Origin of the sequence: Kribbella sp. NPDC004536, assembly GCF_042873835.1 — a bacterium.
Classification (GTDB): Bacteria; Actinomycetota; Actinomycetes; order Propionibacteriales; family Kribbellaceae; genus Kribbella.
The window spans coordinates 1213294-1226547 of the sequence record NZ_JBIALY010000002.1; the positions used below are offsets into that span (position 1 = coordinate 1213294).

General features: G+C 68.3%; 15 protein-coding genes. 9 read left to right on the forward strand and 6 right to left on the reverse strand.

Annotated features, from left to right (window positions below; all coding sequences use genetic code 11):
- Position 1: 1 nt before the first annotated feature.
- Positions 2-769: a class I SAM-dependent methyltransferase gene (locus tag ACFYRU_RS20590; RefSeq protein ID WP_387661173.1), complete on the reverse strand. Its 768-nt coding sequence runs from the start codon at positions 767-769 to the stop codon at positions 2-4.
- Positions 770-822: 53 nt separating this feature from the next.
- Here ACFYRU_RS20590 and ACFYRU_RS20595 point away from each other — a divergent pair, with 53 nt between their 5' ends.
- The 4 genes from ACFYRU_RS20595 to ACFYRU_RS20610 all read left to right on the forward strand — a co-directional run bounded on the left by ACFYRU_RS20595 (position 823) and on the right by ACFYRU_RS20610 (position 6311).
- Positions 823-1554: a phosphotransferase gene (locus tag ACFYRU_RS20595; RefSeq protein WP_387661176.1), complete on the forward strand. Its 732-nt coding sequence runs from the start codon at positions 823-825 to the stop codon at positions 1552-1554.
- Between the two features lie 39 nt (positions 1555-1593).
- A complete protein-coding gene (locus tag ACFYRU_RS20600; RefSeq protein ID WP_387661178.1) occupies positions 1594-3321 on the forward strand; it encodes an ABC transporter ATP-binding protein in 1728 nt (575 codons plus the stop codon).
- Positions 3318-5036, forward strand: a complete 1719-nt coding sequence (locus ACFYRU_RS20605) for an ABC transporter ATP-binding protein (protein ID WP_387661180.1) — start codon at positions 3318-3320, stop codon at positions 5034-5036. Before ACFYRU_RS20600 ends, ACFYRU_RS20605 begins: the two co-directional genes overlap by 4 nt.
- A gap of 111 nt (positions 5037-5147) precedes the next feature.
- The gene (locus tag ACFYRU_RS20610) at positions 5148-6311 is read left to right on the forward strand and encodes a serine hydrolase domain-containing protein (RefSeq protein ID WP_387661183.1); all 1164 of its coding nucleotides are present in this window, start codon (positions 5148-5150) and stop codon (positions 6309-6311) included.
- Here ACFYRU_RS20610 and ACFYRU_RS20615 read toward each other — a convergent pair.
- The gene (locus ACFYRU_RS20615) at positions 6308-6622 is read right to left on the reverse strand and encodes a MazG nucleotide pyrophosphohydrolase domain-containing protein (RefSeq protein ID WP_387661186.1); all 315 of its coding nucleotides are present in this window, start codon (positions 6620-6622) and stop codon (positions 6308-6310) included. The genes ACFYRU_RS20610 and ACFYRU_RS20615 overlap by 4 nt on opposite strands.
- Positions 6623-6733: 111 nt before the next feature.
- Here ACFYRU_RS20615 and ACFYRU_RS20620 point away from each other — a divergent pair, with 111 nt between their 5' ends.
- Together ACFYRU_RS20620 and ACFYRU_RS20625 are read left to right on the forward strand one after the other, a co-directional pair.
- Positions 6734-7057: a YciI family protein gene (locus tag ACFYRU_RS20620; protein WP_387661189.1), complete on the forward strand. Its 324-nt coding sequence runs from the start codon at positions 6734-6736 to the stop codon at positions 7055-7057.
- Positions 7054-8277, forward strand: coding sequence for an RNA polymerase sigma factor (locus ACFYRU_RS20625; protein ID WP_387661192.1), 1224 nt, complete (start codon positions 7054-7056; stop codon positions 8275-8277). The genes ACFYRU_RS20620 and ACFYRU_RS20625 overlap by 4 nt, the downstream gene beginning before the upstream one ends.
- Here ACFYRU_RS20625 and ACFYRU_RS20630 read toward each other — a convergent pair.
- From ACFYRU_RS20630 to ACFYRU_RS20640, 3 genes are all read right to left on the reverse strand, one after another.
- Positions 8265-8852, reverse strand: coding sequence for a DUF3626 domain-containing protein (locus ACFYRU_RS20630; RefSeq protein WP_387661195.1), 588 nt, complete (start codon positions 8850-8852; stop codon positions 8265-8267). The genes ACFYRU_RS20625 and ACFYRU_RS20630 overlap by 13 nt on opposite strands.
- Entirely contained in the window at positions 8845-9240 is a 396-nt protein-coding gene (locus ACFYRU_RS20635) for a tautomerase family protein (protein ID WP_387661198.1), read from the reverse strand. Before ACFYRU_RS20635 ends, ACFYRU_RS20630 begins: the two co-directional genes overlap by 8 nt.
- Before the next feature lie 94 nt (positions 9241-9334).
- The gene (locus tag ACFYRU_RS20640) at positions 9335-10177 is read right to left on the reverse strand and encodes a phosphotransferase family protein (protein WP_387661201.1); all 843 of its coding nucleotides are present in this window, start codon (positions 10175-10177) and stop codon (positions 9335-9337) included.
- Between the two features lie 172 nt (positions 10178-10349).
- Between ACFYRU_RS20640 and ACFYRU_RS20645 the strand changes: the two genes are divergently transcribed.
- From ACFYRU_RS20645 to ACFYRU_RS20655, 3 genes are all read left to right on the forward strand, one after another.
- Positions 10350-11186, forward strand: coding sequence for an aldo/keto reductase (locus ACFYRU_RS20645; RefSeq protein ID WP_387661204.1), 837 nt, complete (start codon positions 10350-10352; stop codon positions 11184-11186).
- A 65-nt stretch (positions 11187-11251) separates the two neighbouring features.
- A complete protein-coding gene (locus tag ACFYRU_RS20650; RefSeq protein ID WP_387661207.1) occupies positions 11252-11881 on the forward strand; it encodes an HAD family hydrolase in 630 nt (209 codons plus the stop codon).
- The gene (locus tag ACFYRU_RS20655; protein ID WP_387661210.1) at positions 11875-12567 is read left to right on the forward strand and encodes an HAD family hydrolase; all 693 of its coding nucleotides are present in this window, start codon (positions 11875-11877) and stop codon (positions 12565-12567) included. The genes ACFYRU_RS20650 and ACFYRU_RS20655 overlap by 7 nt, the downstream gene beginning before the upstream one ends.
- On the opposite strand, the gene ACFYRU_RS20660 is transcribed toward ACFYRU_RS20655, so the two are convergent.
- Positions 12524-13246, reverse strand: a complete 723-nt coding sequence (locus ACFYRU_RS20660) for a TetR/AcrR family transcriptional regulator (protein WP_387661213.1) — start codon at positions 13244-13246, stop codon at positions 12524-12526. The genes ACFYRU_RS20655 and ACFYRU_RS20660 overlap by 44 nt on opposite strands.
- Positions 13247-13254 lie beyond the last annotated feature (8 nt).

A 13254-nucleotide genomic window follows, 5' to 3' on the forward strand; every position in this document is an offset into this window, starting at 1 on the left:
GTTACCCGTCCGACCGCGCCGTCAGCAGGTAGGTGGCGGGAACGTACGTCGACGTCTCCCCCAGACCCTCGTACGAATCCTGCTCCGGGAATTCCTGGAGCGACCGAACGGTCAAGCCCGCGTCGATGACTGCCGTGACGACGGCCCCGAGATTCCAGATGTAGCTGCGGTGCGGAACCTTCGGTGTTCCGATACGCTGAGTTACTTGTGGCGCCTTCGAAGGATCGGAATAACCATCCCGGCCGATTCCGAAATAGTCGCTGCTGACCGACAATGAGTTCTCGTCGCGGACTGTCAGAATTTCCCAGAGCGGGTGATGCTCACTGATTACCAGCACTCCCCCGCGATTCAGACGTTCGGCGATTATTGCAGTCCATCGACGGATATCCGGAACCCAGCAGATACCGCCCCAGGAAATGTAAACGATGTCGAATCCGCTGATATTCGGGTCGAGGTTCATCATGTCCTGCTCGATGAACTCGACCGGCAGGCCGAGTGCGGCCGCCTTGGCCCGGCCTGTGGCCAGGTGGGACGGTGCGAGGTCGACGGCGGTGGCTGTCGCGCCGAGTTTGGCGAAGCTGAGCGCCTCGTCGCCTACCGAGCAGGCCAACTGCAGAACTCGGCGGCCGCGGACGTCTCCGAGTACGGCCAGTTCAGCTTGGGTGACCGCACTGCCGCCGTCACGGAAGAACTCGACCGGCTCCCCCGGGCGGTGCGGAGCGAGCTGTTCCCAGTAGTCACGATTCTGCCTGACGACCTCCGAGGACATAGCACGCGAGGCTAGCAACAGAATTCACTTGCGTCTCATGAAAAAGTGGCGAGGTGGATTTCGAGGCGGTGGCGAGAGCGGAAGCGGCCAACACCGAGGCCCGGCCGGTACGAATTGCCGACGGGCTGGTGACGCGACCGGCGGGCCCGGCCGCGGCGACGGTCCAGGAGTTTCTGCGGTTTCTGCACCGCCGCGGGCTGGAATGTGTGCCCGAGCCGGTCGGACTGGGCGACGGTGTCGAGACGCTGCGGTTCATTCCCGGCGACAGCGGTGGCGACGCCTGGTACCACCAACACACCGATGACGGTCTCGCGTCCGCGGCGCGTTTGCTGCGAAGGATTCACGACGAGAGCCAGTCCACGGACGGGCTCGTGTACTGCCACGGCGACCCCGGTCCGTGGAACTTCGTCTGGGAGGACAACACAGCGGTCGGCCTGATCGACTGGGACTACCTCCACCGCGGCCCGCGCCTCGACGACATCGCGTACGCCCTGCACTGGTTCGCTCCGCTCCGCTCCGACGAGCTGGCTCTGCGCTGGCATCACTTCCCGGAGGTGCCCGACCGCCGTCATCGCATCAACGTGTTCCTCGATGCGTACGGCGACCTCCCGGACTTCGACGTCGTCGACGTGGTCACCGCCCGGATGGAGGCGACCCGGGACCTCGTACGCCGGCTCGCGGAAGCAGGGCAGGAACCACAACGTACGTGGGTCCAGGACGGCGCCCTCGACCGCGACAACGAGGAGATCGCGTGGATCCGTAGCCACCGCGATCTCTTGACCTGACCTTTGTGAATGTGATCACGAGCTGGCAGGATCTGCCGCATGGCGGGTCTTCGGCGGTGGTTGGACGGGATGCCTGAGCGGTGGATCCCGCCGACCGGCAGGGATTTGGCGAGCCCGTATCGCTTCCTGTTCTGGCTGACGCGATCGCAGTCGCGCCGCATCACCCTCGGCGCGGTACTCGGCATCTGCTGGATGGTCGGCCTCACGATCCCGCCGTGGGTACTGTCCCGCGCCGTCGACAAAGGACTCGTGGCCCGCGACACGCCCGCCCTGATCGAGTGGGCACTGGTCCTCCTGGCCGTCACCGTTCTCAACGCGCTCCTCGGCATCGCGCGGCACCGCACGATGACGAAGATCCGGATGGATGCCGCCTTCCGTTCCGTCCGCGCCACGGTCTGGCACACGTCCCGTCTCGGCGCATCGCTGAGCAGACGGATGACGGCAGGCGAGGTCGTCACGGTCGGCATCTCCGACGTCTACACCGTCGCACAGGCGCTCACCGTGACCGGTCCAGGCGTCGGTGGAGTCGTCGCGTACGCCGTGGTCGCCGTCGTGCTGTTCACGATCTCTCCCCTGCTCGCCGCGGTCGTCCTGGCCGGCGTACCGCTGCTCGCCATCGCGGTCGGCCCGTTCCTCCAGCGCATCGAGCGCACCGGCAGCACGTACCGCGCCCATCAAGGCAGCCTGACGACGCGCCTCGTCGACGTACTCGCCGGACTGCGCGTCCTCAACGGTCTCGGCGGAAAGACGTACGTCGCCCAGCGGTACGAACGTGAATCACAGAGCCTGGTCGGACATGGCTACCGCGTCGCAGGCCCATCGAGCTGGGTCGGCGCGCTGTCGACCGGCCTGCCCGCTCTGTTCTTGGCCGCGGTCGTCTGGTTGTCCGCACGGATGGCCGCCACCGACGCGATCACGATCGGCGACGTGGTCGCGGTCTACGGGTACGTGGCCGTACTGGTCATCCCCGTCGCATCGCTGATCGAAGGCGGTGGCGACCTCGCCCGCGCACGGGTCGCCGGGCAGCGGATCATCGACCTCCTCAACCTGCCGGTCGCTCACGGCGACAACGCCCGTACGCGGATCTCGAACGGACCGCTGGCCGACCCCGAGTCCGGGGTGATCGTTCGCCCGGGCCTGCTCACCGCTCTCGTCGCCGCCAATCCCGCGGAAGCAATCGCCGTCATCGAACGGCTCGGGAACGTCGGTACCAATGCTGTGACGTGGGCAGGCATCCCGATCGACTCGGTCGACCGGGAGGAGTTCCGGCGCCGATTGGTTGTCGCCGACAACGATGCCGAGGTCTTCGCGGGTACGGTCCGCGACGTCGTCGCCGGACGGCTGGACGCGGACGACGACCGGATCCGTACGGCGCTCCGCGTCGCCGTGGCCGAGGACGTTGTCGAGGCGCTGCCCGACGGCCTCGACACCGCGATCGCCGCCGGCGGGACCGACCTGTCCGGCGGCCAGCGCCAACGGATCCGCCTCGCCCGCGCGGTGTACGCCGAACCTGACGTACTGCTCGCCGTCGACCCGACCTCGGCCCTCGACGCAAATACGGAAGCGGCCGTCGTGGACCGGGTCCGTGAAGCACGGTCCGACACGACCACCGTGATCACCACGACGTCCCCGCTCGTACTGGACCGTGCGGACGAGGTGATCGTGCTGCAGGACGGGAAGTTGTCGGCGGCAAGCACCCACGCGGCCCTGCTCCGCAGCGATCCCTACTACCGCGACCTGATCTCGCGCGCCCAGGACGACGAATGAACGGCCAACTCCCGGTCGCGACCCCGGCCGGGGTGCGTGCGGCGGCGTTCCGCGACCTCGGCGCCGACCGCAGAGCCGTACTCGGCATCATCCTCGTGAACGGCCTCGCCTCGGCCGCCGGCCTGGTCGCGCCCTGGCTGCTCGGCCGCATCATCGACACGATCCGCGCAGGCTCCGGCGACGTGCTCAGCGCGGTCGACCGGCTCGCGTTCGGGGCGCTGGTGTTCACAGTCGTACAAACAGTGCTGTCGTGGTGGGCGTTGAAGATCGGCTACCGATTCGGCGAACGTACGGCGGCTCGCGTCCGTGAGCGCTTCCTCGACCGGACCCTGGCGCTGCCTCCCCGTTCGGCCGACCACGTCCCGACCGGCGACCTGATCGCCCGTGGAAGTACCGACGCGTCGCTGGTCGCGTCCACGCTGCGGTCCGCCGTACCGGAGGTCCTTGTCGCGATCGTCCACGCGCTGTTCCTGGTCGTCGCGGTACTGGTCCTCGATCCACGGCTCGGGCTGTGCGGACTGCTCTGCCTGGTCGGAGTCGCGGCGGCCGTCCGGTGGTACGTGCGGCGGGCGCGGCCGGCGTACCTTGCCGTCGCAGCAACCGGTGCTGAGCTGGCCGACGCGGTTGCCGGTACGGCCAAAGGCGCGCGGACGGTCGAACTACTCGGACTCGAGCGCCGTCGCCAGGAGGTCACCGAGACCGCGATCACCCGCGCGCGGACCGCGCGGCTTGACGCGCTGTGGCTCCGTACGGTCCTGTTCCCGTGGGCGGATGTCTCGCTCGCGCTGCCGGTGGTCGGCGTACTGCTGGTCGGCGGCGCGCTGTACGCCAACGAACTCGTCAGCCTCGGTGTGGTCGTCACGGCGACCGTGTACCTGCGCCAGCTCGTCGGTCCGCTCGACACGTTGATGCTGTGGATCGAACAGCTGCAGGGCGCCGGCGCGTCGTACGCCCGCGTCGAAGGTCTCGCCGATCTCCCAGCTGAGGACCGGCCGGCCGCGGCGCCCGGGACCGTCGGCGACCGAATCCAGGTGACGAATGCGCACTTCAGCTATACCGGTGCACGCGACGTGCTGCGTGGCGTCGACCTGCAGGTACAACCTGGTGAACGTCTCGCGATCGTGGGTACGTCCGGAGCCGGGAAGTCCACGCTCGCGCGGCTGCTTGCGGGTCTCGACCGGCCGCACATCGGATCGGTGACGATCGGCGGTACGCCGGTTGCCGAGCTGCCGCCGGAGCAGCTCCGCGAACACATCGTACTGATCACCCAGGACGATCACGTCTTTCACGACTCGGTCCGCGACAACCTGCTGATCGCGAAACCGGATGCGTCGGACGAGGAGCTGTACGCGGCACTCGCCGCGGTCGGGGCCACGTGGTGCGCGGACCTCGATGCGGAGGCCGACGTGGATGATGCCGCCGCACAGCAGCTCTCGCTGGCGCGGGTCGTGCTCGCTGACCCGCACACGCTGATCCTCGACGAGGCGACGGCGCTGCTGGACCCGAAGACGGCACGACGTACGGAGCAGTCGTTGGCGGCGGTACTACGGGGCCGGACGGTGATCGCGATCGCGCATCGCTTGCAGACTGCGCATGACGCAGACAGGATCGCCGTGATGGAAGCCGGCAAGTTGGTCGAACTCGGCACACACGACGAACTCGTGCGCGCCGGCGGAGTCTACGGAAGGCTGTGGCGGGCTTGGCATGCTGACTGAGCTTCCTCGGTCATACCGCCGGCAAGCACGCGAATGTTCGGCTGTACGGATTGTCGGATCGGGGTGCTTAGGTTCGTTGCAGTCGTAGTTCCCCACTGAACGGAGATGGTGATGACGGCTGGCGGGTTCTCGTCGAAGCGGCTGGTGCGGCTGCGTGCGTTGCAGGAGCGGTACGTCGCGTCCGGCCTTGTGCCGGGGATGGTGGCGGTGCTCGCGCGGCGGGGTGAGGTGTACGTCGAGGCCACGGGGCGGCTCGCGTTCGAGGGCGCCGGGGCTCAGGTTCCGATGGCGACGGACACCGTCGTCCGGATGGCGTCGATGACGAAGCCGGTCGTGGCGGCGTGCGTGATGACGATGATCGAGGACTGCACGTTGCGCCTCGACGATCCGATCGACGAGTTCGTGCCGGAGTTGGCGAACATGCGGGTGCTCGCGGATCCTTCCGGCCCGTTGGAGGACACGGTCGCGGCGGCACGGTCGATCACCGTACGGGACGTGCTGACGTTCACGCTCGGGACCGGGATGGCGCCCGAGGACTCCCCGATCTCGGCTGCGATGGACAAGCTCGGCGGGCCGACGTTGGACGAGTGGGTCGCGGGGTTGGGGCGGCTTCCGTTGGTGCACCAGCCGGGCGAGCGGTGGCTGTACGACACCGGCGCCGACGTGGCCGGCGTACTGATCCAGCGGGCCGCCGGGAAGTCGTTCGGCGCGGCGTTGCAGGAGCGGATCCTCGAGCCACTCGGGATGAAGGACACCGGGTTCAGCGTGGAGCCGGGGAGCCTGGACCGGTTCGCGGCCGCGTACCACCAGGACAATGCGCCGACCGGTGAGGCCGTCGTACTGTCCGACGAGGCGTACTGGACCAAACCGAAGACGCTCGAAGGCGGCAGCGGCGGTCTCGTGTCGACGGCCGACGACTACCTCACCTTCGCGTCAGCGCTGCTCGCGGGTGGTGCCGGAGTGCTGTCGCGCGCCGCAGTGTCACTGATGACGAGCGACCAGCTCACTCCGACCCAGCGCGAGATCTCGGGCTTCTGGCCCGGCTACTTCGCGAACACGAGCTGGGGCCTCGGGCTGGGCCTGGTCACCCGCCGCACCAACCTCGGCCCGTCAGCCGGCAGCTACGGCTGGTCCGGCTTCTACGGCACCGCCTGGTACAACGACCCCGCCGAAGACCTCACCGCCCTCCTCATCCAACAAAGGGCCCACGCCGGCGACGCCCGCCTCCCCCTCCCCCGAGACTTCTGGACCACCATCTACCAAGCCCTCGACTAGCGCAGCCGGTGCTCCAGCTCGTCCATCGTTCGCGTGAACGCCTCCTCGAGGTCCACGCCGTACGCGTCCGCCAGCACCAGCACCGACCACAGACAATCCGCCAGCTCATGCGCCAACGCCTGGTCGAGATCCGCCCGGTCCCGCACCCCGGCCTTTCCCTGCACGAGCTTCACCAGGTCGCCGACGTCCCCCACGAACCCCAACGCCAACTCCTCCGCACTCCACTCGCGCCCGTACCGCTCGACCTCGCGCTGCGCGTACATCCGGCGTACCTGCCGGGCTCGATCGTTCAACTGCTCGAAACTGGCCACCCGACCGAACCTACTGAGCCGGTCGCATGGAAAGAATGTTCGGGGTGGGTGTCGTAGTGGGGTGGTTGGGTTCGTTGGATGGGTGTACGGGGTTACTGGAGGGAGATGGTGATGCAGTACTTGATTTCGGTGGTTGACGAGAGGACCGGGTCTGCCACGGAGGAGGAGATGGCGGCGATCACGAAGTTCAACGAACAGCTGCAGGCGGACGGGCACTGGGTGTTCGCGGGTGGGTTGAGTTCGCCGAGCGACGCGACCGTGATCGACGGGCGGGGTGAGGAGCCGATCTTCACCGACGGGCCGTTCCTGGAGACGAAGGAGTACATGGCCGGGTTCTGGGTGTTCGAGGCGGACGACCTGGACGTCGCGCTGAAGCTCGCGGCCGGGGCGTCGAAGGCGTGCAACCGCCGGCTCGAGGTGCGGCCGTTCCTGTGACAGCTGTCGAGAACGCGATCACCCAGGCCCATCGCAACGAATGGGCGCGGGTGGTCGCGTCCTTGGCGAAGCGGTTCGGCGACCTCGACATCGCCGAGGAGTCCGCCGCGGAAGCGTTCGCGACCGCGGTCGAGCGGTGGCCGGTCGACGGCGTACCGCCGAACCCCGGCGCCTGGCTGACCACCACCGCCAACCGCAAGGCCATCGACCGGATCCGCCGCGAGAGCAAGCGTGACGACAAACAGAAGGAGGCTCAGATGTCGTACGAGGAACCACCCGAGCCTCTCGGCGTGATCGACGACGAGCGGCTCCGGCTGATCTTCACCTGCTGCCACCCGGCCCTTGCGATGGAGACCCGGGTCGCGCTCACGCTGCGCCTGGTGGGCGGGCTAACCGTGCCGGAGATCGCCCGCGCGTTCCTGGTCCAGGAGACCGCGATGGGCCAGCGGATCACCCGCGCGAAGGCGAAGATCAAGGCGGCCCGGATCCCGTACCGGGTGCCGGCTGCGGAGGATCTACCGAGCCGGATGTCCGGCGTGCTCGCCGTGCTGTTCCTGGTGTTCAACGAGGGCTACCTGGCGACCGGTCCGGACACCGACCCGGTCCGGCAGGACCTGACCGCCGAGGCGATCCGCCTGACCCGGCTGATCCGCGGACTGCTGCCCGCCGACGGCGAGGTCGCGGGGTTGCTGGCGTTGATGCTCCTCACCGAGGCGCGCCGTACCGCCCGCGTCTCGCAGACCGGCGAACTGGTCGCGCTCGACGAACAGGACCGCGGCGCCTGGGACACCACGATGATTGCCGAGGGCCACGACCTGGTCCGGGAGCGGCTGGCGACCCGGCTGCCACCCGGGCGGTACCAGATCCTTGCCGCGATCAACGCCGTACACACCTCGGCTCCCGACATCCGCGACACGGACTGGTCGCAGGTCGTCGCGCTGTACGACCAGTTGGCGCGCCTCGACCGCTCTCCGATCGTCGCGCTCAACCGGGCGATCGCGGTCGCGGAGCTGGACGGTCCGGACGTTGCGTTGGCGCTCGTCGACGGGCTCGGCGACAAGCTGTCCGGGTACCACCTGTTCCACGCGACGCGCGCGGACATGCTCCGCCGCCAAGGCCGGAGCGACGAGTCGCGGGCCGCGTACGACGCAGCCATCAAGCTTGCGGGCAACACGGCCGAGGTCGCGTATCTGACTCGCCGACGGTCTCAGCTGGGCTGAAGAGTTTGGCGACCGTAGCGGGCCAGGCAGTGCCACACGTACTTGATTGCTTGCGGTGGACACGTCGCGCCGCCGAGGAGGTACGGCGTCAGTTCGTCGCCGAGCTGGTGCGCGAGGGTCACGGTGTCGGCGCCGCGGTACGCCGGGTCGAAGGCGGCCGGCTTGGCGCGGAAGCCGGGGTGGTACTCGACGGTGCAGCCGAGTTGGCGGGCTGCGGTCTCGATCGGAGTGCCGGCGAAGGACGGGTCGAGTACGACGGCGTCGACGTCGGTGCCGAAGCGGACCGGGCCGTGGAGGTGTGCCTCGATGTAGTCGTCGAGGTCGTCCGATTCGGTTGCGTCGGCGAGTTCGCACAAGTACGGCAGCGACGTCTGATCGCCGAAGTGTGCCGGTTCACGGGCGGAGTCCGGGAAGCAGAACGTCGTACGTTCGATCCCTTCCGGCTTCAGCCGCAGGTACGACGACCCGAAACGAATCGCGCCACCGTACACGTCGGCGTTCCGGTTCCACACCCCATACACCGGCCGAGCCGTCGCCGGCTGGTCCGGGGCAGAACAGGTACCCCAGTCAGACATTGATGTTGAAGCCGAGGTTGAGGTCGGAGGCGGCTTGGCCGGCGCGGATGCCCCAGTTGGTGGTGGGGTGGTCGCGGACGAGGATGGTGACGTGGTCGGGCGGGATGTTGTAGGCCTTCAGGTTGGTGACGATCTCGGTGTAGAGGGTCCGCTTGGCGTCGACCGAGCGGCCGGCGAAGCAGTCGATCGTGACGAGGGTGAAGTACTCCGGTTGCGTCAGGCGCGGTGAGCACGCGAACCGGTGTGGTTCGTGCACGAGCAACCGCACGTCCTTATCCTGCGGCGGGATCTTGAACGCGGTCACCAGCGCCGCGTGAACCGCTTCGATGAGCCCGGCCTCGTCCGCCGCGGAGTACTCCCGACGTACCTCGATCTGTGCACTCGGCATGAACTGCTCCCTCTCCGGTCGACCACTCCTCCCCGAACCCCACCACGAAGCCCCCACTCCGGCGACCGAATATGCCGATCAAGGCGCTGGGAATCTATCCGGCGTCGCTGCTGTCGAGGGCGGCAGCCAGCATGTGGTGGCCTTGTTGTTCGAAGGGTTCTTCGCCGACTTGGTAGGCCCAGACTGCGGTGCTGACTGCCTCGCGTACTCGGGTGCGGTGCCAGGGTTCGGGTTCGCGGGGGTCTGTGCCGTAGCCGGTGAGGAAGGCCTGTTCCAAGGACGGGTCGCGTTGGAACTGCTGGACGGCAAGCCGGGCCAGGTCGGTGTAGGCCGGGCGCAGGTCGGCGCGGCCGAAGTCGATCACGCGTAGGGTGCCGTGGTCGATCAGCCAGTTGCGCGGTTGCCAGTCGCCGTGGGTTGGGACGAGGGTCGCGGGCGGGGTCGGCCAACGGGCGATGGCTGAACGGACCTGGTCCTCGACATCGGGGGCGATCCGGTGCGGCTTCCGGAGGTAGCGCAGGATCCGCTCGTTCTCACGGGATTCGTACGTGTCGTCGCGTACGGCGGACTGCTGGTGGAGTACCGCGAGGAGTTCGCCGGCCTGCTGGTAGGTGTCCGGCGTGAACTCGTACGGCGTACCTTCGACCAGTTCGCCCGGCAGGTACCGGGTGAGGATGAGCTTGGCGTCGTCGTCGGCGTGCAGCAGCTCGGCGGCCCGCCCGATCGCCGTCCACGGCCGCAGCCAGTTGCGGTGCGCCCGTAGTTCGCGGGCGAGATGGTGGTCCGCGGCGTCGGCGGCCTTCGCGATGTAGCGGGCGCCGTCGTGCTCGAGCTCCAGGACGTACGTACCGATGATGCCCCAGCTGTGGTCGCGCACGATCGTCGCGGACGGCAACCACTGGTCGAGCAGCTGCTGCTGCCGGTCGGAAAGTCCCACGGTCCCGAGACTATCCCAGAAAAGATTGCGGAGAATGCTGGACGAAATCCCCTGGAAGATTTATCCTGGCCGAATGCAGAATTCACAGGGAAATGTCTCTTCACCATTAAACCTATCATCGGAAATTGCGGAATGCAAGTCCGGGGAATTCTGGCAGCTCGGTGCCGACCGGGTGCGGCGGATCGGGTTCGGCGCGAAGCGGCTCGCGGGATCGGCCCCGACCGACGGCCCGGACGTACGGGAGCGGGCGATCGCGCTGCTGCGGCGGGTCGTCGAGCTCGGGGTGAACCACATCGACACCGCCGCGTTCTACCCGAGCCACGGGGCCGGCGGCGGGACCGCGTTCGAGAGCCTGGACTGGGCGAACGACGTGATCCGCCAGGCGCTCGCGCCGTACCCGAGGGAACTCGTGATCGCGACCAAGGTCGGCCCGACGCGGAACGGACTCGCCCGGCCGGACGAACTGCGCGGGCTGGTCGAGGCGGATCTGAAGGCACTCGGCGCGGACACGCTCGACCTGGTCTATCTGCGGCAGCATCGGCTGGAGTCGATCGCCGAGCACTTCGGCGCCCTCGCCGAACTCCAGGCGAAAGGAATGATCCGGCAACTCGGTATCTCGAACGTGAAAGTCGCGCATTTGCATGAGGCGCGCGAGATCGCACCGGTGGTCGCGGTACAGAACCGGTACAGCGTCGGATTCGGGCGCGCGAACGACGAAATCCTGGAACTGTGCGGCGAACTCGGAATCGCGTTCGTGCCGTTCTTCGCGGTGACGGGCGAGTCCCGCGAGGCCGGCGGGGTGCCGGAGTCGGACGTCGTACAGGAGATCGCGGCACGGCACGGGGCGACGGAGGCGCAGGTCCGGCTGGCGTGGACGCTCAGCCGCGGTCGGCACGTACTCGCGATCCCAGGCACGTCCAGCGAGCACCACCTCGAGCAGAACCTCGCGGCCGCCGACCTGCCCCTCTCCCCCGATGACCTCGACGCCTTGAACTCCCTCACCGACTGACCGCGGCCCGCTCGGTGTGCGAGGGTGTGGGCCCCGAGCGAAAGGGGTTCTGGGTGCGAGGCGCGATGTTCTTCGATGTGGACGGGACGCTGGTGCCGGGCATCTCGTCGGCGGTGTACCTGGCCGGTCATCTCGGGCATCAGCAGGCGGTGGCTGAAGCCGAGGCGGCGTGGGACGTCGGGACGGTGAGTCCGCGGTACGTCGAAGAGCTCGACGCCCGCGGATGGGCCGGAACGAGCGTGGAGCAGATCCGTGAGTGGCTCGCGGATCTGCCACTCGTCGACGGGATCGAGGACGTGGTCAGCTGGTGCGTGGCGAACGAGGTCGTACCGGTGCTGGCGACGCTCGCCTGGCGGCCGGTCGGCGAGTACCTGTGCGCGCGTTTCGGGTTCGTCGAGGCGTACGGACCGACGCTGGAAGTGCGGGAGGGTCGCTACACCGGTATCTCGCTGATCGGCAGCGACGAGTACGGCAAGCGCGACTTCGCGCGCGAGTTCGCGAAAGGCCATGGGTTGTCGCTCGCGCAGTGTGCCGCTGTCGGCGACAGTCTGTCCGACCTTCCGTTGTTCGGCGAGGCCGGTCTCGCAATCGGGTTCAACGCGACCGACCCCGCCCGCGCGCTGGCACATACGAACCACACCGGCAACGACCTGCGTGCTGTCCTGCCAACACTCAGGGAGTGGTTCGAATGCTGAGGGCAGTGCTGTTCGATCTCGACGGAACGCTGGTCGATCACGAGTCGGCGGCGGCTGGTGCGGTTGTGGTGTGGGCCGCGGAGTACGGCGTGGTCGGCGCCGAGGTGGCTGCGAACTGGGCGGCTGTGTCGGACAAGTACTACCAGCGGTATCAGCGGCGCGAGCTGACCTTCGCCGAGCAGCGACGGTTGCGCGTGCGGGAGTTCCTCGGCGTCGACGTGGATGATGCCGAGGCGGATGCAATGTTCGAGGGTTACGTACGGCGATACGAGGCGCGCTGGTCTGTGTACGGGGATGTGGTGCCGGCGTTGCGGGCGGTGCGCGGTGCTGGACTCGGCGCCGTGGTGCTGACGAACGGCAACACTGCGCACCAGCGCTTCAAGCTCGACCGGATGGGGCTGACCGCAGAGATCGACGACCTGATCACCGGCGACGACCTGCCGGCGACCAAGCCCGATCCGCGGGCGTTCGCGTACGCACTCGAACGCGTCGGGGCGTCGCCCGATCAAGTGATGATGGTCGGCGATTCGCTCGAGAACGACGTTCGCGGCGCCCAGGCGGCCGGCATCCACGCCGTACTGATCGACCGAAACGACAGACACGCACAGGCCGACGTGCCGCGGATCCGATCGCTCACCGAGCTCACCCCGCGAGGCGGCGACGGCGAGCGCGTTGACGGCACGTAGCCCCGCAGTACCGCGCCGGACGACCGGTGGCCTGGAGCGGCAGTCGGGCGCCGCAGTCCGCGCAGACGCCGACGGCGCTGTCACGAAACGCGAGTTGTTCCGTGACGGCAGCCGGTGTGCGCAGGCCGTCGAGAACCAGCTGTACGAGCCTGTGCCCGGCTGCGCGATCGCGACGGGCGGCGAGCATCGAAACGCAGCCGGCGGTGATCGACACGACGTCGTCCGGGCCGATGTCGGCGCGGACGCCACCGGCGCGTTGTGCCGCGTGCAGCAGGGCGGTCAGGACCTGACGGAATCGCTGGACGGACGCCCTCAGCATCGGGCGCGGCCAGCTCGCGTCCTCGGCGATGACGTCGCAGATGTGCCCGCGTAGGTCCGATTTCTGCACGACATCCAGCAGGAAACCGAAGAACGCCTGCGCCGGGGCGAAGCGCGCCATCCGCTGCTCGCCCGAGGCCACCAGTTCCTCGAGGTGCTGGACGAACACCGCCTCGAGCAGGGCCTGTTTGGTCGGGAAGTGCCGGTAGACCGTGCCTGCGCCGACCCCGGCCCGGCGTGCGATCTCACCGAGCGGGACGTCGAGTCCCTGCTGGGCGAACGCCTCGCCGGCGGCCGACAGCATCTTGGCGCGGTTGCGGCGCGCGTCGGCCCGGTCGCCGCCGTTGGTCACGCTCGTCATGTCGCTGT